Below are 21524 nucleotides of genomic sequence, written 5' to 3' on the forward strand. Positions count from 1 at the left end.
AAACAAAGCCCATGCAAACCCTTACCGTAGATTTGAACGAGCGTACTTACCCGATCCACATCGGCACCGCCCTGCTGACGCGCCCCGAACTGATCCTTCCTCATCTGGCCCGCAAGCAGGTTGCCATTGTCACCAACACCACGGTAGCGCCGCTGTATCTGGATGCGCTGAGCAAGCCCCTGGCGGCGGAAGGCGTGGATATCGTGCCTATCATCCTGCCCGATGGGGAGGAATACAAAAACTCGGAGACGCTGAACCTAGTCTACGATGCACTCCTGACACACCATTGCGAGCGCAAGACCACCCTGATCGCTCTGGGCGGAGGCGTCATCGGTGATCTCACCGGCTTTGCCGCCGCCACCTACCTGCGTGGCGTACCTTTCATCCAGATTCCTACCACCTTGTTGGCACAGGTGGATTCCTCGGTGGGCGGGAAAACCGGCATCAACCACCCGCTGGGGAAAAACATGGTCGGGGCCTTCTACCAGCCCAAGCTGGTGCTGGCCGACACTTCCACTTTGGACACGCTGGATGACCGACAGCTCTCCGCCGGCCTGGCCGAAGTGATCAAGTACGGTCTGATCCGCGACCTGCCTTTTTTCGAGTGGCTGGAGCAAAACATGCCCGCGCTGCTTACGCGCGACCCTGATGCGCTGGCTTATGCCATCAAACGCTCCTGCGAGAATAAGGCGGAAGTCGTCATCGCGGATGAACACGAAGGCGGCGTTCGTGCCCTGCTCAACCTGGGGCACACTTTCGGGCACGCCATAGAAGCCGGGATGGGTTACGGCAACTGGCTCCACGGCGAAGCCGTTGGGGCCGGCACTATGCTAGCAGCAAGCCTGTCGCAGCGACTGGGCTGGATCAGCGAAGCCGAGGTGAGCCGCATCCGTGCGCTATTCGAGCGAGCCAGGCTGCCGGTCAGTGCGCCCGACCTCGGAGTGGACGCCTATCTGGAACACATGGCGATAGACAAAAAGGTGGAAAACGGCAGAATGCGCTTTGTACTACTGAAAGCGATCGGCGCGGCGGTGATCACCGCAGACGTCACGGAACAGACGCTGCGGGAAACACTACGGGAAACCGCTCAGCATGTCTGAGAACCTCGCCCCCTACGCGGCCTTGTCGGCAGCCTCTCGCGGGCGGCGCTTCCCTGAGCCGATACCCGGCGGCCGCAGCGAATTTCAGCGCGACCGTGATCGCATCATTCATTCCACCGCCTTTCGCCGTCTCGAATATAAGACCCAGGTGTTCGTCAACCACGAAGGCGACCTGTTTCGCACGCGTCTGACTCACAGCCTGGAAGTGGCACAGATCGGACGTACCATCGCTCGCAACCTGCGACTCGACGAAGATCTGGTGGAAGCCATCGCGTTGGCCCACGATCTCGGCCATACTCCTTTCGGCCACGCCGGCCAAGATGAACTCAATGGCTGCATGAAGGACTACGGCGGCTTCGAACACAACCTCCAGTCTCTGCGCGTAGTGGATATGCTGGAAGAGCGCTATGCCGAATTCGATGGCCTTAACCTGACCTTCGAAACCCGCGAGGGCATCCTCAAGCACTGCTCCCCGCAAAACGCCGCCACGCTCAGCGAAGTGGGCGAACGCTTCCTGCACGGCAAACGTCCCTCCCTTGAAGCCCAGGTTGCCAATCTTGCCGACGAAATTGCCTACAACAATCACGATGTCGATGACGGCCTGCGCTCCGGCCTGATTACTTTGGAACAACTGGCCGAAGTCAGCCTTTTCGCCCGCCACCTCAAAATAGTGCGCGACCTTTATCCCGACTTGGCCGACCGACGCTTGATCCATGAAACCGTGCGCCGCATGATCAATACCTTGGCACTGGACCTGATCATGCAAAGCACAGAAAACATCACTGCCGCCGCGCCCAGATCCATAGATGACGTACGCGAAGCGCCGCCCCTGATCGCCTTCAGCCCCGCCATCCGCGAGGAACAGCAAGAACTGAAGCGTTTCCTGCGCACTCAGCTTTACCGCCACTACCGCGTCATGCGTATGAGCAGCAAAGCACGGCGCATCATCCGAGAACTCTTCCAGGCCTTTCTCGACGACGCTCGCCTCCTGCCGCCGCAATACCAGGAAAAAGCTCAACAGGACAAGCCTCGCGCCATTGCCGACTATATTGCTGGCATGACCGACCGTTACGCCATTCGGGAATACCGGCGCCTGTTCACCATTGAAGAGACTTGAGGAGCAATTCCAGAAAATTCCACAACTCATCATTGCATAGGGGTAAAGCGGCTCTGCTGGCCGTTATACAAGCTTGACAATCCTCGTGACGTTATCTAGTCTAAAGCTGTAATTGGCGTTCCAGGCTGGCATCCGAACTCCTTGCAAATATCATCGCATTGGTTCTTGTGAAATCATGTGCCTATACGAGTTCTGAGACACCGTTCGTTATTTATCGTACCCCCTTAATTGACGTGGCTCAGGAAATGATTTTTGCATAAGTGTTAGAGTAAAATTGATTGCTATGTGTAGAATACCTATATGCATGGCAATGGGGAAAACCCTCCATTGGACGAGAGCCTTAATCCAACATAATTTTACGGAAAATCAAACTTTGTCCTGGCGCTGCCAACGCACCTTTCACAACCTAAAAAAGGTAATCCAAATGAATGCTCCACAACACACCAATACTACGAGATGGCTGGCTTGCCTTGCTTTTGCGTTTTCCATTCTTGCCCTTGGCGGTTGCACGGGCACGGCACATCAACCCATCTCTGCAGCAGACACCCCCCCTCCCACGCATGACTACCTGGTTGGTCCCGGGGATAGCCTGAGTATCACCGTGTGGCGCAACCCGGAGGTCTCAATGACGGTGCCGGTCCGACCTGATGGTAAAATCACAACTCCGCTGGTGGAAGACCTGCTGGCCAGCGGCAAGACATCAAGCCAACTGGCACGAGACATCGAGAAGGCTCTGGCCAAATACATTCAGGAGCCGGTTGTAACGGTCATAGTAACCGGCTTTGTCGGACCATACGACGAGCAAATCCGGGTCATTGGCCAAGCGGCAAAACCGCAGGCGCTGCCGTACCGCAAGGACATGAGTCTGATGGATGTTCTGATTGCAGTAGGGGGAATCACTGATTTTGCGGCTGGAAACCGGGCCAGCGTCATACGCAGCATCAGCGGAACACAGCAGCAGTTCGCCGTCAGACTGAACGACCTGATCAAGGATGGTGACATGTCAGCCAACGTTCCCATGCGTCCGGGAGATATCCTAGTTATACCTGAAAGCTTTTTTTAATTCCCAAGCCCCTTTCTCTGGCCATTCTTTGACATTGCCCTCCTCGCTTCAAAACATGGGCGATTAAGTAAGGCTACGGATTGGGAGGGCGTGTAAGCGATCTGTCATCAGGCTTCCAAGGCTCAATGACGGCACAAATGCCACGGACAGATACTTTATCTATTACTGAATTACCAAGGCAAAAACAAAAAAGCAAGGGGAGTTTCAAGATGCAAGAACTGATGGCCCAGCTGCTTTCCCATTTGAAGGGGATATGGAAATATCGCTGGTATGCGGTGATAGCCGCTTGGGTCGTTGCCTTGGCAGGGTGGATTACGGTGTACAAGTTGCCTGACCGTTATGAGGCCTCGGCAAGAGTTTACGTGGACACCCAAAGCATATTGAAGCCGTTGCTGTCGGGAATGACAACCTCTCCCAACGTGGAACAGCAAGTCTCAATCATGAGCCGCACCCTGTTCAGCCGCCCTAACGTAGAAAGGGTCCTGCGCATGGTAGATCTGGACATCAAGGCCAGCACGGCAAAGGACCGGGAGCAGCAGATCAAAGGCCTGATGGACGAGATCACGATGGCCACGACTGGCCGGGATAACCTCTATACTATTTTGTACAGCAATGAAAATCCCAAACTCGCTAAAGACGTGGTCCAATCATTTCTGACTATCTTTGTCGAGGGCAGTCTCGGAGACAAGAAACAGGACTCGGCATCGGCGGTTCACTTCATCGAACAGCAGATCAAAGCTTATGAGGAGAAGCTGGTCCTCGCCGAAAATGCCCTGAAGGAATTCAAGCGGAAAAACATTGGGCTGTTGCCCCATGAAGGCGGGGATTATTTTGCAAAGCTGACAACAACAGCTGAGAGCCTCAATCAGGCACAACTTGAATTGCGGGAAGCCGAGAATGCGCGTAATTCCATCAAGAAACAGATGACTGACGGTGAACCGATGGCAGATCAGCTCCCGGTCGCGGACTCAAACCCTGAAATAGACGGTCGCATCCAGGCCCTGAACAAGAATCTGGACGCGCTTCGCCTGAACTTTACCGAACGGCACCCGGACATCGTTGCCACCAAACGTCTGATTACTCAACTTGAAGAGCGCAAGAAGGAAGAGGCCAAGCTGAGCAAGCGCAGTGCCGACCCCGGGAAAAACTATAGTCCCATGCTGCAACAAATCAATGTTGCCCTCATGGAAGCCGACGCCAGGGTGGCCTCCATGAGGGCACGCGTGGCAGAATATTCTGCCCGTTATAATCACCTGAAGACCCAGATCAATGCAATACCCCAGGTTGAAGCGGAGTTCACCCAGCTCAACCGAGACTATGAGGTAAACAAGGGTAATTACGAAAAACTGCTTGAACGCCGGGAAAGCGCAAAAATGTCCGGCGAAATGGCCACCACTACAGAACTCTTGACATTCAAGATTATTGATCCGCCAATGGTTCCACAAATCCCCACCGCTCCGAACCGTTTCAGACTGGTCTCCCTGGTATTTTTGGGCGCCCTGCTGGCCGGAATCGGGACTGCGTTGCTGATGAGCCTGATCCGGCCCACCTTCCAGAGCCAGGGCACCCTGCGAGAGATAACCGGCTTCCCGGTATTGGGCACGGTGAGCATGATTTGGACGGACCAGGAAATCATCAAGCGAAAAAAGGGCGTTTACGCCTTCGGCCTCTCTTTGCTATTTTTGTTAGGTTTATATGGCGCGTTCTTGGCAAAGGCACTCAAAAACATGCCACCATTTTGAGTTCAACCATCCTAGGAGTCTGTCAGTCCGATAGACTCCTGGCCACAAGACATCCAACATAACGGGATTGGCGCCTAGGGAATGAACACCATCGGGAGACAGCGTGAGCATTATTGAAAAGGCAGCAGGCAAGCTCGATCAGATCGAAAAAGGGGCAAAGTTGCCCCCGCATGAGGTTACCGCGAAGTCCCCATCGGGAGACCGCGTGAGCCTTATTGAAAAGGCAGCAGGCAAGCTCGATCAGATCGAAAAGATGGAAACATCCTCCTCAGCGGAAATAGCCCCGGAGACGCCAGAACATTCAGACCAGAAGGCTGTCAGTGGAAACGAGGGGAACGAAACCAACCCGGCGCTTTCGGCGGGAGGCCATGTGTCAAAACAGGGCATGATCAATCTGTCGAAATTACGCCAGTTGGGCATGATAATTCCTGATGGAGAAAGATCACAAATTGCCGAGGAGTTCCGCTTGATCAAGCGCCCATTGATCAAGAATGCTTTCAGTCAGGGAGCCGAGCCTGTCAATAGCGGCAATCTGATTATGGTCACCAGCGCCCTGGCTGGAGAAGGAAAAACCTTCTGCGCTGCCAACTTGGCGATGAGCATCGCGATGGAATTGGATCACACGGTTCTTCTGGTGGATGCCGATGTAGCCCGGCCTTCGGTACCCAGGTACCTCGGGCTGGAGACTGGTCGCGGCTTGCTGGATGTGCTTCTCGACGACAAGCTTGATCTGGCTGACGTCCTGATCAGAACCAATGTTGAAAAGCTCTCCATCCTTCAGGCCGGAAGCAGGCACAAGCGTGCAACCGAGCTGTTGGCGAGCCAGGCCATGAGCGACTTGCTCAAGGAAATTGCGCGCCGTTACCCAGACCGCATTGTCATATTTGACTCCCCTCCTTTGCTCCTTACCAGCGAGGCGCATGTGCTGGCAAGCCAAATGGGGCAGATTGTCCTGGTGGTGGCGGCTGAAAGCACGACCCAGCAAGCGATCAAGGAAGCACTCAGGCAAATAGAAGCATGCGATATCGTTAATCTGATTTACAACAAAGCCCGGGCATTCCCCGGTGGGGAGTATTATGGTTACTACGGCTAAAGCGCCTGGATCCGGCACCTGCCATAGGCTTTCGTTTCCTGCAACCTGCTCCATCGCCACGGCAATGCTGCTTGTGTACTCTCATGCAGGCGCGGCGGAATGGAAAATCTCCCCCAGTCTCGACCTGAAAGAGACCTATACCGACAACGTTAAATTGGCACCGTCGGGGCAGGAAAAGAGCGAATTCATTACCCAGGTCAATCCCGGCATATCCTTGACGGGCACCGGCCCCCGCCTGAAGCTCAACGCCAGTTACGTTATGCAGAATCTTGTCTACGCGGAGGAGAGCAGCCAAAACACGATGAATCACCTATTGAACGCCAGCGCCAATGCCGAGCTGGTTGATGATTTGCTTTTCCTGGATGGTCGAGCCGCGATTAGCCAGCAAAACATATCTTTGTCTGGCCCGCAGGCGGCTGACAACGTCAATACCACCGGGAACCGCACCGAGGTACAGACCTATAGCGTCAGCCCCTATCTGCGCCATAAATTCAGTAACTTTGCCTCAACCGAGGTTCGCTACACTCATGACGAAGTCAGCACTGGCGGTAGTGGGCTATGGAACAGCCAGTCGGACCGCATCCAGCTCGGCCTGAACAGCGGATCAGCCTTTAGCACGCTGGGCTGGGGCTTGAACTACAGCAGCGGGAAAACCAGCTATGGCAATACCACCAACACCCCAGATATAGATACAGAAGTTCTTTCCGGCAATCTGAGCTATCCGGTTACCCCGAAATTCAGGCTGACAGCCACCGGAGGCTATGAAAAAAACAACTACATTTCGATCGGAACAAAGCCCGATGGTTCTTTCTGGTCTGCCGGCTTTTCCTGGACGCCCAGCGCAACGACCAGCCTCGATGCCAGCGCCGGACGAAGATTCTTTGGTGACACCTACTCCCTCGCAGCCAGCCATCGCACCCGCCTGACCACCTGGAGCCTGGGCTACAGCGAGGATATCACTTCTACCAGAGATCAGTTTTTGATTCCCGCCACAATAGACACCGCGAGTTTCCTGAATCAGTTATTGGCCGCCACGATGCCCGATCCAGTCATCCGGAAGCTATATGTTGATGCGATAACACTGCGCGTCGGACCATCCCTAGCAGAATCCGTAAATTACCTGACCAACCGCCTCTTTCTGCAAAAACGCCTGCAGGCATCTGTTGCCGTGACGGGTGCAAAAAACACACTCATACTCAGCCTGTTCCACGCGACGCGCGATGCGCAGACCTCACAAACTCAAGACAGCACCCTGTTTGGCAGCTCCGCGCTGGCGCTGAGCGACAGCACAAAACAGGTGGGCGGCAATGCTTTCTGGAACTGGCGGATAGGCCCGCGCACCAGCGCCAATATCAACGCCGGGTATACCAGAAACAGCTACCCCTCCTTGGGCAGAACAGACAACGACAAGACCATCAGGCTCAGCCTGACCAGGCAGTTCCAGCCCAAGCTCAATGGCTCGGTTGAATTGCGGCGGCTGCAGCGTGACTCCAGCCAGGACAGCGGCGATTATAGCGAGAATGCCCTGACTGCCTCCCTGTTCATGAGATTCTAGCGGGCTTTCAGCATGTATGAATCCTTCTACGGTTTCAGCGCCAAGCCATTCCAACTTAAACCCGACCCGAATTTCTTCTTCGGCAGCAAAGGCCATAAGCGCGCCATGGCCTACCTGGAATACGGGTTGTCTCAGGGTGAGGGCTTCATCGTCATCACCGGCGAAATCGGCGCGGGCAAGACCACCCTGGTGCGCAACCTTTTCCGCAAAATGGAGGCGAAAAACATCCTGGCGGCGCAACTGGTGAGCACCCACCTCGGTTCGGAAGACACTCTGCGAATGACAGCAGCGGCCTTCGGCCTTCCCTTCAAGGACGCGAGCAAGGCCGACCTTCTGACCGCAATTGAGGAGTTTCTTCGGCTTTGCGACCGTCAGGGAAAACGTGCCCTCCTGGTGGTGGACGAGGCGCAGAACCTTGCCCCCCGCGCGGTGGAAGAATTGAGGATGCTTTCCAATTTCCAGACTGCCGACAAATCCTTGCTGCAAACCTTCCTGCTCGGTCAACCGGAGTTCAGGAAAACCCTTCATGGCAGTGAGATGGAACAATTGCGGCAAAGGGTAATCGCCACCTATCATCTGGGACCGATGGATGCCTCGGAAACCAGGTCGTATATCGAACACCGGATGAGCACCGTTGGCTGGCGCGGCGACCCGTCCTTCGGTGCGGACGCCTTTGACGCCATTTACGACTACACGACCGGCATTCCCAGAAAGATCAATACCCTGTGTGACCGCCTGTTGCTGATGGGTTGCCTGGAAGAACTACACGATTTTGGCAGTTCAGAGGTCAATGAAGTCATTCGCGATATCCAGCATGAGTTTGATCTTCCCGCCTCGGGAGCCGATGCCCAAATCACTTCCACCACCGTTCCAGACAAAGCGGTAACCCGCGTCAGTCTGGAAAACATGGATGAAAGGCTTGCCAAGATGGAGACCTCCGTCATCTCGGTGCTGGATCTGCTCAAACAGATCCTCTCCTTGCCCAGAGTAAATAAAGAACTTTCGAAAAGAAGATAGTCAATGCCGATACCCACGTCAGGGGTTCAGACCCTGGGCAGCATCCTTTGCGTCGTGGGTGCGCGCCCGAACTTCATGAAAATGGCGCCGATCATGGCGGCGCTGGGGAATCTCAGACCACCGCTGGCCTTGAGTCTGGTTCACACTGGTCAGCATTATGATGCCGTCATGAACCATCAGTATTTCGAGGCGCTCGGTATCCCGCAACCGGATATCAATCTGGAGGTGGGCTCCGGAAGTCACGCGATCCAAACAGCAGAAGTCATGCGCCGCTTCGAGCCCGTGCTGGACGCCAAGCGGCCTTCCGCTGTGCTAGTGGTCGGCGACGTAAACTCCACTCTGGCCTGCGCTCTGGTGGCGGCAAAAAAAGGAGTTCCGGTGATTCACGTCGAAGCGGGTCTGCGCAGCTTCGACCGCGCCATGCCGGAGGAGATCAACCGGATATTGACTGACCAGATCTCCGACCTGCTCTTTATCACCGAAAGCAGCGGCCGCGAAAACCTGCTGCGAGAAGGAATAGTCGAATCGCGCATCCATTTTGTCGGCAACGTCATGATCGACACTCTGCGCCGCAATCTGGAAAGGGCCGTCCCCTTGTCCAAAATCCTGAAAGACGCCGGGCATGAGGATTTTATGGGCGGCAACGCCGGCTATGCCGTCCTCACCCTGCACCGACCCTCCAACGTGGACGATCCCGCCACCCTGCGCACCCTGCTTGATACAGTCCTGAAAATCAGCCGCAAGTTGCCCGTCATCTTCCCGATGCACCCGCGCACCCACGCCATGATCAAGAATTCTGGCCTGGAAGAGATGCTGAAAGTTCCCGAGTTGCTGCTGCTGCCGCCCATGGGTTATCTGGAAATGCTGGGATTGATGAAGAATGCACGGGTCATGCTGACCGACTCAGGCGGCATTCAGGAGGAAACTACGGCCCTTGGCGTCCCATGCATCACGCTGAGAAACAATACGGAAAGGCCGATCACGGTGGAAGAGGGAACCAATACCATTGCCGGCCAGGACCCGGTAAAAATTCTGGCGGCCTTCGACGAAATTATGCGCAGCGGCGGCAAGGCGGGCAGGATCCCTGAATTCTGGGATGGACAAGCCTCGATACGCATTGCAACGGCAATTCACGAATGGCTGGAAAATGGATGTCTGAGCTGACATTCATGCAGCCTCCTGCAGAAAACATTTTATGACAACAGCGCAGATACGGAATGCGATGACCATCGACGTGGAGGATTACTTCCAGGTCTCGGCCTTTGCCCCCCACATCCTGCGCGAACATTGGGACAGCCTGCCGTGCCGGGTGGAACGCAACATCGACATCGCACTGGCCTTGCTGAATGAGGGTAACGCACATGCCACCTTTTTCACCCTGGGCTGGGTCGCCGAGCGCTACCCTGATGTGGTGCGGCGCATCGTAGACAACGGCCACGAACTCGCCAGCCACGGCTATGGCCATCACCGCGTCAGCGATCAAAACCGGAACGACTTCGGCAAGGACATCACACACGCCAAGAAATTGCTGGAGGACATCTCCGGCAGTTCGGTAATCGGCTATCGCGCTCCGAGCTTTTCCATTGGTGCTGACAATCTGTGGGCGCACGACGTGCTGCTGGAGGCGGGTTATCAATACAGTTCCAGCATTTATCCGATCCGGCACGACCATTACGGTATGCCCGAGGCGCCGCGCTTTGCCCACTACCCGCGTGGCGAGGGTGGCGTGCTAGAACTCCCCCCCACCACTGTGGCGCTGCTGGGCCGCAACCTGCCAGCGGCAGGAGGCGGTTATTTCAGACTACTGCCCTATCAGGCGTCACGCTGGCTCATACGCCGTGTCAACCATCAGGACGGCAAGCCCTGCATTTTCTACTTCCATCCGTGGGAACTTGATCCAGACCAGCCTCGTCAGCAGGGCATCTCGTTAAAAACGCAATTCCGCCATTACGTCAATCTGACACGCATGGAATCCCGCATTCAGGCGCTATTACGGGATTTTCACTGGGACCGCATGGATCGCGTGTTCATGAAAGCAGAAACGTGAGCGTACGCACGGCGAACCCGACCGCACTACAGGTGCGCACGATGACGCCGGGTGACACCGCACACTGGGATCAGTTCGTTTTCGGCTGTCACGCAGCCACATTTTTCCACCGCGCCGGCTGGAAAGAAGTGATAGAGCGCGCCTTCGGCCACCGCACCCACTTCCTGCTGGCCGAGGAGAACGGCGCCATCCAGGGCGTGCTGCCGTTGGCAGAAAACGACAGCCGACTCTTCGGGCATTCGTTATCTTCACTGCCGTTTTGTGTCTACGGCGGCATCGCCGCCAGCACTGAGCCGGCACGACAGGCGCTGGACGAGGAGGCGCAAAAACTGGCTGCAAGTCTCAACGTGGACTTCCTGGAATACCGCAACACAGTGCCTTTTCACACCGACTGGCCGGGCAAGGATCTGTACGTCACCTTCCGCAAGACCATTGATCCGGACGTGGAAGCCAACATGCTCGCCATTCCGCGCAAACAGCGCGCGATGGTGCGCAAGGGCATCAAGGCCGAGCTTGCTAGCGAGATCGACAACGATGTGGAGCGATTTTTTTCCGTGTTCGCGGACAATGTCCACCGCCATGGCACTCCCGCGCTGCCCAAGCGCTATTTTGCTCTGCTGCAAGAAGTATTCGGCAGAGATTGCGAAGTGCTGACTGTGGTAAAAGACGAACAAGTCTTAAGCAGCGTGCTAAGCTTTTATTTCCGCGACGAGGTACTACCCTACTATGCTGGCGACACGTTGGCAGCACGCGATGTTGCAGCCAACGATTTCAAATACTGGGAGCTGATGCGGCGCGCCTGCGAGCGCGGCATCAAGGTGTTCGATTATGGCCGCAGCAAGCGCGGCACCGGGCCATTCGACTTCAAGAAAAACTGGGGGTTCGAACCACAGCCGCTGCATTACGAATACCAGTTGCACCGAGCAAAGACCGTGCCGGACACCAATCCATTGAACCCCAAGTACCGGCTGTTCATCAAACTGTGGCAGCACTTGCCTCTGTCTGTGGCCAACGCAATCGGCCCGTATATCGTCAGGAATCTGGGGTAGAGCGATGCAAGACATTCTGTATCTCACCCATCGCATCCCCTACCCGCCCAACAAGGGCGACAAAATCCGCTCCTGGCATATACTGAAGTACTTGGCGCAGCGTTATCGCGTGCATTTAGGCACCTTTGTCGATGACCACGACGACTGGCAACACGTGGATACAGTAAAGAAATTGTGCGGAGAGACCCATTTTGCATCCTTGAACCCGCGCACCGCGCGACTGCGCAGTCTGGGCGCGTTGACTGGCAAGCGGCCGCTAACGCTGGACTATTATCACAATCGCGGTTTGCAACAGTGGGTAGACACGGTAATGAAGGAACAGTCCATAGAACGCGTTCTGGTATTCTCTTCGGCCATGGCTCAGTACGTGATGAATGCCCGACAAGCACGGCGCATCATCGATTTCGTCGACATAGACTCGGATAAATGGCGGCAATATGCCGAGAAAAAACCCTGGCCCATGAGCTGGCTGTACCGGCGCGAAAGCCGCTCGCTGCTGAGCTACGAGCGAAAAGTCGCGTACGAATTCGACGCATCGCTATTCGTGTCCCAAGCGGAGGCCGATCTGTTTCAGCAACTTGCGCCGGAAAGCGCGACCAAGACCAGCTTCTTTAACAATGGGGTGGATGCCGGATATTTTTCACCCGCCCATGAGTATCCCAACCCTTACCATTCAGATGAAGCTGCCATCGTATTCACCGGCGCGATGGACTACTGGCCCAATATCGATGCAGTGCAATGGTTTGCGCGGGAAATCCTGCCTGAGGTGCTGGCCAGCAATCCTGATGTGCGCTTTTATATCGTCGGCTCCCGGCCCACACCCCAGGTACAGGCGCTCACGGCATTGGCTGGCGTGCACGTGACCGGCGCAGTGGCTGACATTCGTCCCTACCTTGCGCATGCCCGCCTTGCAGTGGCCCCACTACGCATTGCTCGCGGCATCCAGAACAAGGTGCTGGAGGCGATGGCCATGGCCAAGCCGGTGGTCGCCTCAATCCAGGCACTGGAAGGCATTGCCGCGAAGATTGGAGAAGAAGTTCTGCTGGCACGTGACCACAAAGAATTTGTCGCCACTATTTCGACCTTACTGCAACACCCCCAAAACAACATTGGCCAGGCCGCACGGGCACGAGCCCTGGCGGACTACACATGGGAACGCAACCTGGAACGTGTGGATGATTTACTTTCACCGGAACCGGGGATGACATTTCACAGCACAGCTACCGCATCAAAACCCATCGCGCTAACAACCGCTGGAGTAATGCATGAGTAAACCTGCCGCCATCCATCCCGACAGCACAGCTCCCGAGCGTCAGGCCAACGACTGGGCCATCGCTACTCTGCTGACAATCGCTGCGGTGGCAGCGCTGCTGTTGCTGTTTTACCAGACCACCCTGTCCACGGTAGCCATTTGGAACCGTTCGGAAACCTTTGCACATGGCTTCCTGATCTTCCCCATCAGTGCTTTTTTGATCTGGGGTCGGCGCAAGGAAATTGCATTGCTCGCGCCTCAGCCAGACCTGCGCGGCTTGCCGGTATTACTCCTGTTTGGCTTTGGCTGGCTGCTGGCCTACCTGGCACGGGTACTGGTTGTACAGCAATACGCGCTAGTGGCGATGATTCCGGTGCTGGTGTGGATTATTCTTGGTTTGCGCGTCACCCGTGCTCTCACGTTCCCGTTGGGTTTTCTGTTTTTTGCGGTGCCGATGGGTGAGTTTCTCATCCCGTACATGATGGATTTCACCGCCGATTTTACCGTTGCCGCATTGCAGCTCACCGGCATTCCGGTCTACCGCGAGGGCACTTTTTTTACCATTCCCAGTGGCCAATGGTCGGTAGTGGAAGGATGCAGCGGCTTGCGTTACCTGATCGCCTCGCTCACCCTGGGCTGCCTGTACGCCTACCTCACTTACCGCAGCACCCGACGGCGCATCATTTTCACTATTTTGTCAGTGATCGTTCCGGTCATCGCCAACGGTCTGCGCGCCTACATGATCGTAATGATTGCGCACCTCTCTGACATGAAACTGGCATTGGGCGTCGATCACTACATCTACGGCTGGGTATTCTTTGGTCTGGTGATGCTGCTGCTGTTCTGGATTGGCGCCTTCTGGCGCGAAGACTTGCAGCAGACGAAAGACAGCGAATCCGCCGCAACACCGACCAATTTGGCTCCGTTACCCCTCCGGCGTATCGCGTTGACCACCCTTGCTGCCGTAAGCATAGCGGCTATGTGGCCGGGATATGCCGCCTACCTGAAAAACCATGTTCCGCCACCCGTACCGATCAAGCTCGAAGTTCCTGCCGCCAATGGCTGGCTCGCAGACCCGTTACCTCTGTCCGACTGGCAGCCGAATTATAGCGGCAGCGACGCCAGCGTGATGCAAACTTACCGTAAAGGGTCCAAGGTAGTCAGTCTCTACATTGGCTACTACCTCCATCAGCATGAAGGTGCCCAACTCGTTACATCGACCAATGTTATCGTGCGCCAGAAACACCCCGTCTGGAGCAACGTCGGTGAGACCAGCCGCGTCGTCACAATCGACAGCCAGCTGCTGCCGATTGTGCAGACCAAGCTACGCTCGGCGACGCGACGGTTGCTGGTGTGGAACTGGAATCGCATCGGCGATATTCCCACCGTTAATGCGCATTTCGCCAAGCTGCTGGAAGCCAAAGCGAGATTGCTGGGCCAGCGTGACGATGCGGCAGCGATCATCCTCTCCGCACCCTACGATGGCGATATAGAGTCCGCTGCGGTCGTCATGCAAGAATTCATCGGCGACATGCTGCCGACCATCGAAACAAGCCTGAAACAGGCTGCGGGCGGGCCATGAGCATGCGCGCCCCGCTTATCGCCCACGTGGTGCAGCATTTCGGCATGGGCGGGCTGGAAAACGGTGTCGTCAATTTGCTCAACCACATGCCAGCCGACCGTTACCGCCATGCGGTAGTTTGCCTGGACGGTTACACCGATTTTCGCCATCGCCTACAGCGAGACGATGTACAGTTTTTCGCTCTGCACAAGCGGCCCGGCAAAGACCTAGGGCTGTATGGGAGGCTGTTCCGGCTGCTGCGCGAGCTGCGCCCGGATCTGCTGCACACCCGCAACCTGTCGACGCTGGAAGGGCAGTTCGTAGCGGCAGCAGCAGGCGTGCGAGCACGCGTACATGGCGAGCATGGGCGTGACGTGTTCGACCTGCAAGGCAAGAACCGAAAATACAACCTGCTGCGCAAATTGGCGCGGCCGCTAGTGCACCAATACATCGCAGTCAGCAAGGATTTGGCTAACTGGCTTGAAAACACGGTCGGAGCCGCGCCTCAGCGCATCACCCAAATCTACAATGGGGTGGACAGCTTGCATTTCCACCCGCGCCAAGATGAACGCACACTGATCGGGCCGGATGGTTTCATGAGCGGCAGCGAATTGTTGATCGGCAGCGTTGGCCGTATGGCGGAAGTAAAAGACTATCCAAACCTGGTGCGCGCATTTCTGCGCTTATTGTCGGACCAGCCTGAGTCGCGCAAGCGGTTGCGGCTGGTCATCGTGGGCGAGGGCGACAGCCGAGTGGAATGCCTTGATCTGCTGCGTACAGCCGGGGCCGAGCATTTGGCATGGCTACCGGGGGAACGCTCAGACGTGGCCGAAATCATGCGCGCACTGGATATATTCGTATTGCCCTCGTTGGGCGAAGGCATTTCCAACACCATTCTGGAAGCCATGGCGAGCGGGCTACCGGTGGTTGCCACCCGTGTTGGCGGCAACCCTGAGTTGGTAGAGCATGACCGAACCGGTAAACTAGTACCTGCCGGTGATTCGGCGGCTTTGGCGCAAGCCTTGCACAGCTATGCTCAGGACAGCGTGCAGGTGAAAACGCACGGTCAAACCGCGCGGGAAAAAATCGACTCTCGCTTCAGCATGGAAGCGATGCTAGCGAACTATCTCAGCGTGTATGACCGTGCACTCGCCAACAATCATGAATTCGCTTCTAGCCCAGCTCGAACGGAGCGAACCAGTCTGACAAAGGAATAACCAAACAGCATGTGCGGTATCGTAGGAATTTTTGATTACAACGGGCGGGCCGAAGTCGACCAGACGCTGCTCGCGCAGATGAACCAGGCCCAATTTCATCGCGGTCCGGACGAAGGCGGGCTGCATACCGAGTCCGGCGTGGGCCTGGGGCATCGGCGCTTGTCCATCATTGATCTATCATCCGGCCACCAACCCTTGTTCAACGAAGATGGCAGCGTGGTGGTGGTATTCAACGGCGAGATCTACAACTTCGTCGATCTGATTCCCGAACTGCAAGCGCTGGGCCACACCTTCCGCACGCGCTGCGATACCGAAGTCATCGTCCATGCCTGGGAGGAATGGGGCGAGGCTTGTGTCGAGCGTTTCCGCGGCATGTTCGCGTTTGCCTTGTGGGATCGTAATCAGGAGACACTGTTTCTGGCGCGTGACCGCATGGGCGTAAAGCCCTTGTATTACGGGTTCGCACACGACGGCATGCTGATTTTCGGCTCCGAACTCAAGGCGTTGACCGCCTATCCGGCCTGCGGGCGCGAGATTGATCCATGCGCCATCGAAGAATATTTTGCCTACGGCTATGTTGCCGAGCCCCGCACGATTTATAAGGAAGCCTACAAGCTGCCTCCCGGCCACACCCTCACCGTCAAGCGCGGCCAGCCATTGCCGCAGACGCACGAATATTGGGATGTGCCGTTCCAGCCTGTCGCCGCGATCTCTGAGCAGGAAGCACAAGAAGAACTGCTACGCCTGCTACGTGAATCGATCAAGATCCGTCTGGTGTCCGAAGTGCCGCTGGGAGCCTTTCTTTCCGGCGGCGTGGACTCGAGCGCAGTGGTGGCGATAATGGCGGACCTATCAAACGAGCCGGTGAACACCTGCTCCATTTCCTTCGGCGATCCGGCATTCAATGAGTCCGAATACGCTGCGCAAGTCGCCACAAGATATAAAACCAATCACCGCGTAGAGCAAGTCGATACGGACGATTTCGATCTCATCGACAAACTGGCGGCGATTTACGATGAACCCTATGCGGATAGCTCGGCGATCCCGACCTACCGCGTGTGTGAGCTGGCGCGCAAGAATGTCACCGTTGCCTTGTCTGGCGATGGCGGCGACGAGAATTTCGCCGGCTACCGACGCTATCGCTGGCACATGAATGAAGAACGCATGCGTGGACTGTTGCCAACGTCCTTGCGTCGCCCCCTGTTTGGCATGCTGGGTCGCGTCTATCCTAAAGCAGATTGGGCGCCGAAGATTTTCCGCGCCAAAGCCACACTCGAAGGCATGGCGCGCGATTCGGTCGAAGGCTATTTCCACAGCATCTCGCTGTGGAGCGACACCATGCGCGATCGCTTGTTCAGCCCAAGCTTCAAGCGCGAACTGCAAGGTTATCGCGCGGTGGAAGTGATGCAGCGACACGATGCCCACTCACCCACTGATGAACCGCTCGCACGCGTGCAATACCTCGATATCAAAACTTATCTGGTCGGTGACATCCTCACCAAAGTTGATCGCGCCAGCATGGCGCATGCGCTCGAAGTGCGCGAACCCTTGCTCGACCACAAGCTGGTGGAATGGGCATCGTGCATCCAGCCGTCGCTTAAACTGAATGGGCGGGAGGGTAAATATATTTTCAAAAAAACCATGGAGCCCTACCTGCCCGACAACATTCTCTACCGCAAAAAAATGGGCTTCGCCGTACCGCTGGCCAGTTGGTTCCGTGGCCCACTGAAAGATAGAGTGAGAAACGCTGTCCTTGGTCCAGTGCTGGCTCAAACCGGCTACTTCAACGCCGGCTATCTGAACGAGTTGGTGGATCTGCATCAATCCGGCTTGCGGGATTACAGCACGGCGCTATGGACGTTGCTGATGTTCGAGTCATTTTTGCGCAATCAACAAGTCAATTAAAGCAAAGTAATGAGTTACCGTATCCTCCATATCCTCGATCATTCCATCCCGCTGCACAGTGGCTACACCTTTCGTAGCGCTGCGATTCTGCGCGAGCAACGCGCATTAGGCTGGGCAACCTTCCACCTCACCAGCGAAAAGCAGGTCAATTGCGACGTGCTGGAAGAAGAGGTGGACGGGCTGCACTTCTATCGCACACCGAAGCATAACGGGCGATTAAGCCGGATGCCGGGGCTGAACCCGGTCGCGGTAATGCAAAGTTTGGCGCATCGGCTGAGCGAAGTGATTGCTATCGTGAAGCCAGATATTCTGCATGCGCATTCTCCAGTGTTGACCGCATTGCCAGCGCTGCGCGTGGGACATGCATTGGGCCTCCCGGTAGTGTACGAAGTGCGCGCATTCTGGGAAGACGCAGCGGCAGATCACGGCACGGCCAAAGAAGGCAGCATGCGTTATCGCTTAACCCGCGCCATGGAAACCTACGCCTTCAAGCATGTCGATGCGGTCACCACGATCTGCGAAGGCCTGCGTAGCGACATCGTCGCACGCGGCATTCCATCGAATAAGGTGACGGTGATTCCGAATGCAGTCGATATCGAAAAATTTTCTCTCGGTGGCGAGCCGGACCAGCAACTCAAAACGCAGCTTGGCCTGAGCGGTGTTCGGGTACTGGGTTTCATCGGTTCCTTTTACGCCTATGAGGGGCTGGATCTATTGCTGGCCGCTTTCCCGAAAATCCTTGTGCAGGCCCCGGACGTGCGTATCCTGCTGGTAGGTGGCGGCCCACAAGAAGAAAGCCTGAAGCGGCAAGCCCATGCACTGGGCATCATGGACAAGGTCGTGTTCACTGGCCGCGTACCACACAGCGAAGTGAACCGATATTACGACCTGGTGGACGTGCTCGTCTATCCACGCCACTCGATGCGTTTAACCGAATTGGTCACGCCGCTGAAGCCTTTAGAAGCGATGGCACAGGGCCGCTTATTTGTGGCCTCCGATGTGGGTGGCCACAGAGAACTGATTCGAGATGGCGAAACGGGTGTGCTGTTTAAAGCCGAGTCTCAGGAAGATCTGGCAAGTAAAGTGATTGATTTGATTAACACACCCAAGCGCTGGCCCGCGATGAAAACCGCCGGGCGGCGCTTTGTCGAGACCGAGCGCAACTGGAAAGTATCCGTAGAGCGCTATCGTGACGTTTATAATCGCTCGACCCGCAAGGCTGTGGAGTGACCGGGATGAGAATTCAGGATTTAAAAATTGCCCTCATCGGGCCACTGCCGCCACCTTCTGGCGGCATGGCCAATCAAACCCGGCAATTGGCCGGGCTGCTGGCGCAAGAAGGTATCGGCGTGGAACTGGTACAAGTCAACGCGCCCTACCGGCCACGCTGGATCGGCCAGATCAAAGGGCTGCGCGCCGTGTTTCGCCTGCTGCCGTATTTTATTCATCTATGGCGAGCATCAAGCCGCGCCGACTTGTTTCACATCATGGCCAACTCGGGTTGGTCCTGGCACTTGTTTGCGGCGCCGGCCATCTGGATCGCAAAAATTAAAAAAATCCCGGTTGTCGTTAACTACCGGGGGGGAGAAGCGGAAAGCTTTCTTACTCGCGCTCTGCGCTGGGTGAAGCCAAGTTTGGAGCGGACGGATATATTGATTGTGCCATCCGGGTTTCTCCAGGAAGTGTTTGGCCGCTTTGGTTTCACGACAACTATCGTGCCGAATGTAATTAATCTAACGCGGTTTTCTCCAAGGATGCCATCTTCGAATAGCGCACAATGGCCGCATATCCTCGTTGCGCGCAACCTCGAACCAATTTATGACAACACGAGCGCATTGCGTGCATTCCGAATTGTTAAAGATCGGTTGCCAAGCGCACGAATGACCATCGCAGGCTCAGGACCGGAGCGCGCCGCGCTCGAAGGCCTGGCGCGTGTTTTGAACATCGATACTGCCGTGCATTTCACCGGGCGAGTGGAAAATGAACACATGCCTGAACTCTATCGTTCAGCGGATGTGATGATCAATCCTAGCCTTGCCGACAATATGCCTATTTCCGTCCTGGAGGCGTTGGCGAGCGGCGTACCGATCGTCAGCACCAATGTGGGAGGGGTTCCTTTTCTGGTGGAAGACGGGCGAACCGCGCTGCTGATTCCGCCGGGCGACCCACAAGCCATGGCGCAAGCCTTGATACAAGTGTTGACCACACCGGATCTTGCGCGGCGCCTGTCCGAAGCAGGCCTGGCAAGCGTCCAGCAATATACCTGGCAATGTGTGCGCGAGCGATTGTTCGGCGTGTATGCTCAACTGTGCACCATCGAAACAGCGCAAACCTCAGCGGAGAGCCCGTGAGCCCATTGTCGATAAACGCCATGATAGGCAGTTCTATCTACCGTTTGCAGGAGCACCTTCTGCATCGACCGACGTTTGCTTATTTGCATGAACTGGAGCGCTCGCAATGGCTATCGCGTCCAGAAATAGAGCAGCTTCAGTTGCAAAAACTTCAAGGACTGCTGAACGTAGCGGCACAACATTGCCCCTGGCATGCGGCGCGCATTCAAGCAGCCGGACTCGACCTATCATGTCCGTTAACGCTTGCCAGCCTCCGAAAACTGCCCACCATGGACAAAGCCGATGCGGCAGCCAACCGCGACCAGTTGGTTTGGCATGGTGCACCAGGTGGTACGTTTCGCTACAACACTGGCGGCTCGAGCGGCAAACCGTTGATCTTTTTTTACGGTCGGCAGCGGCAGGCTTCCGATGCGGCGGGCAGGATGCGTGCCCGCCGCTGGTGGGGCGTGGAGCCGGGTGAGCGTGAAGTGTATTTATGGGGTGCACCGGTCGAACTCAATAAAACAGATCGCATCAAAACCTTGCGCGATCGTTTGGTGAATCAGATGGTGCTGAACGCATTCGATATGTCACCCGTGCGGATGGATACTTACATCCAGGCAATTCAATCCTGGCAGCCTCGGTGCCTTTACGGCTACGCCAGTTCGGTGGCCTTGCTAGCTGCGCATGCGAAGGAACGTAATATGCGCTTCAAGCTACCCAAATTGCGGGTAGTGTGCACTACGGGTGAGCCGCTTTTCCCCCATCAGCGGTCACTTATTCAGGAAGTGTTTGGCGTGCCAGTGGCCAATGAATTTGGCAGCCGCGACATCGGCTTCACCGCCCACGAAACGCCGCACGGACAAATGCTGCTGATCAGCGAAAGCATTCTGCTGGAGGTGCACGACCCTCAAGGTCAGCCAGTCAAGCCGGGGGAAGCAGGTGAAGCGGTCATAAGCGGGTTGTGTTCCGAGGCGCAACCTTTCATCCGCTATCGCACCGGTGACATGGTGCGGATGAGCGAAGAACCATGCCGCGATGGGCGTGGCCTGCATGTTATCTCCGAAGTAGTAGGACGCAGCACGGATTTTCTGGTAAAAAGTGATGGCACCATCATGCACGCGCTGGCCGGCATTTATGTGCTGCGCGCCATAGAAGGTGTGGCTGAATTCAAGCTGATACAGCACGAACTGCGCGATTTGGAAGTGTTAGTAGTTCGGAACACGAGCTGGCGTAAAGAAGCTCTACGCAACATCGAAATTGAGCTGAAAGAACGAATGGGAGAAGATGTGAATATCCGAATTCAACTCGTGGACAACATCGCACCTGAGGCATCCGGCAAACATCGCTATGTCGTCAGCCATGTATCACTTGCCGGTGGGTTAGGTATCGCCACATCGGACGGCGCCGCGAACTGATGAGGGGCGGAGTGAATCTTGCAACCCTGTTAAGCTTGCCGTTCCGCTTTAAACCCTG

General features: G+C 56.1%; 17 protein-coding genes. All 17 read left to right on the forward strand.

The genetic code is table 11. The features are described from left to right. The first annotated feature begins 11 nt into the window (after positions 1-11). Positions 12-1100, forward strand: a complete 1089-nt coding sequence (gene aroB, locus SCD_RS14585; protein WP_009207292.1) for a 3-dehydroquinate synthase — start codon at positions 12-14, stop codon at positions 1098-1100. After that, on the forward strand, positions 1093-2217 hold the full coding sequence (locus SCD_RS14590) for a deoxyguanosinetriphosphate triphosphohydrolase (RefSeq protein ID WP_009207291.1): 1125 nt from the start codon (positions 1093-1095) through the stop codon (positions 2215-2217). Before aroB ends, SCD_RS14590 begins: the two co-directional genes overlap by 8 nt. Before the next feature lie 424 nt (positions 2218-2641). Then, on the forward strand, positions 2642-3280 hold the full coding sequence (locus SCD_RS14595) for an XrtA/PEP-CTERM system exopolysaccharide export protein (RefSeq protein ID WP_009207290.1): 639 nt from the start codon (positions 2642-2644) through the stop codon (positions 3278-3280). A 125-nt stretch (positions 3281-3405) separates the two neighbouring features. After that, complete coding sequence (locus SCD_RS14600; protein WP_332370305.1) at positions 3406-5022, forward strand: XrtA system polysaccharide chain length determinant; 1617 nt, start codon at positions 3406-3408, stop codon at positions 5020-5022. A 103-nt stretch (positions 5023-5125) separates the two neighbouring features. Beyond that, entirely contained in the window at positions 5126-6115 is a 990-nt protein-coding gene (locus tag SCD_RS14605) for an XrtA-associated tyrosine autokinase (protein WP_009207288.1), read from the forward strand. Beyond that, positions 6099-7670: a TIGR03016 family PEP-CTERM system-associated outer membrane protein gene (locus tag SCD_RS14610; RefSeq protein WP_023507054.1), complete on the forward strand. Its 1572-nt coding sequence runs from the start codon at positions 6099-6101 to the stop codon at positions 7668-7670. The genes SCD_RS14605 and SCD_RS14610 overlap by 17 nt, the downstream gene beginning before the upstream one ends. 12 nt (positions 7671-7682) lie before the next feature. Continuing rightward, entirely contained in the window at positions 7683-8687 is a 1005-nt protein-coding gene (locus tag SCD_RS14615; protein WP_009207286.1) for an XrtA/PEP-CTERM system-associated ATPase, read from the forward strand. Positions 8688-8690: 3 nt separating this feature from the next. Further along, positions 8691-9851: a non-hydrolyzing UDP-N-acetylglucosamine 2-epimerase gene (gene wecB / locus SCD_RS14620; protein ID WP_009207285.1), complete on the forward strand. Its 1161-nt coding sequence runs from the start codon at positions 8691-8693 to the stop codon at positions 9849-9851. 31 nt (positions 9852-9882) lie between these two features. Next, positions 9883-10734 carry an XrtA system polysaccharide deacetylase gene (locus SCD_RS14625; RefSeq protein ID WP_023507055.1) on the forward strand — a complete coding sequence of 284 codons (852 nt, stop codon included), beginning with the start codon at positions 9883-9885 and terminating at the stop codon, positions 10732-10734. Between the two features lie 41 nt (positions 10735-10775). Then, positions 10776-11783, forward strand: coding sequence for a FemAB family XrtA/PEP-CTERM system-associated protein (locus SCD_RS14630; RefSeq protein ID WP_051338820.1), 1008 nt, complete (start codon positions 10776-10778; stop codon positions 11781-11783). 4 nt (positions 11784-11787) lie between these two features. Then, entirely contained in the window at positions 11788-13056 is a 1269-nt protein-coding gene (locus SCD_RS14635; RefSeq protein ID WP_009207282.1) for a TIGR03087 family PEP-CTERM/XrtA system glycosyltransferase, read from the forward strand. Then, positions 13049-14617: an exosortase A gene (gene xrtA, locus SCD_RS14640; protein ID WP_009207281.1), complete on the forward strand. Its 1569-nt coding sequence runs from the start codon at positions 13049-13051 to the stop codon at positions 14615-14617. The genes SCD_RS14635 and xrtA overlap by 8 nt, the downstream gene beginning before the upstream one ends. Further along, on the forward strand, positions 14614-15813 hold the full coding sequence (locus SCD_RS14645; protein WP_009207280.1) for a TIGR03088 family PEP-CTERM/XrtA system glycosyltransferase: 1200 nt from the start codon (positions 14614-14616) through the stop codon (positions 15811-15813). The genes xrtA and SCD_RS14645 overlap by 4 nt, the downstream gene beginning before the upstream one ends. A 9-nt stretch (positions 15814-15822) precedes the next feature. Further along, entirely contained in the window at positions 15823-17718 is a 1896-nt protein-coding gene (locus tag SCD_RS14650) for an XrtA/PEP-CTERM system amidotransferase (protein ID WP_009207279.1), read from the forward strand. 9 nt (positions 17719-17727) lie between these two features. Continuing rightward, the gene (locus tag SCD_RS14655) at positions 17728-18948 is read left to right on the forward strand and encodes a TIGR04063 family PEP-CTERM/XrtA system glycosyltransferase (RefSeq protein WP_009207278.1); all 1221 of its coding nucleotides are present in this window, start codon (positions 17728-17730) and stop codon (positions 18946-18948) included. Positions 18949-19013: 65 nt separating this feature from the next. Continuing rightward, the gene (locus SCD_RS14660; protein ID WP_232504415.1) at positions 19014-20069 is read left to right on the forward strand and encodes a glycosyltransferase family 4 protein; all 1056 of its coding nucleotides are present in this window, start codon (positions 19014-19016) and stop codon (positions 20067-20069) included. After that, the gene (locus SCD_RS14665) at positions 20066-21466 is read left to right on the forward strand and encodes a phenylacetate--CoA ligase family protein (RefSeq protein WP_232504416.1); all 1401 of its coding nucleotides are present in this window, start codon (positions 20066-20068) and stop codon (positions 21464-21466) included. Before SCD_RS14660 ends, SCD_RS14665 begins: the two co-directional genes overlap by 4 nt. The last annotated feature ends 58 nt before the right edge of the window (positions 21467-21524 follow it).

The sequence above is a fragment of the Sulfuricella denitrificans skB26 genome, assembly GCF_000297055.2.
GTDB lineage: Bacteria > Pseudomonadota > Gammaproteobacteria > Burkholderiales > Sulfuricellaceae > Sulfuricella > Sulfuricella denitrificans.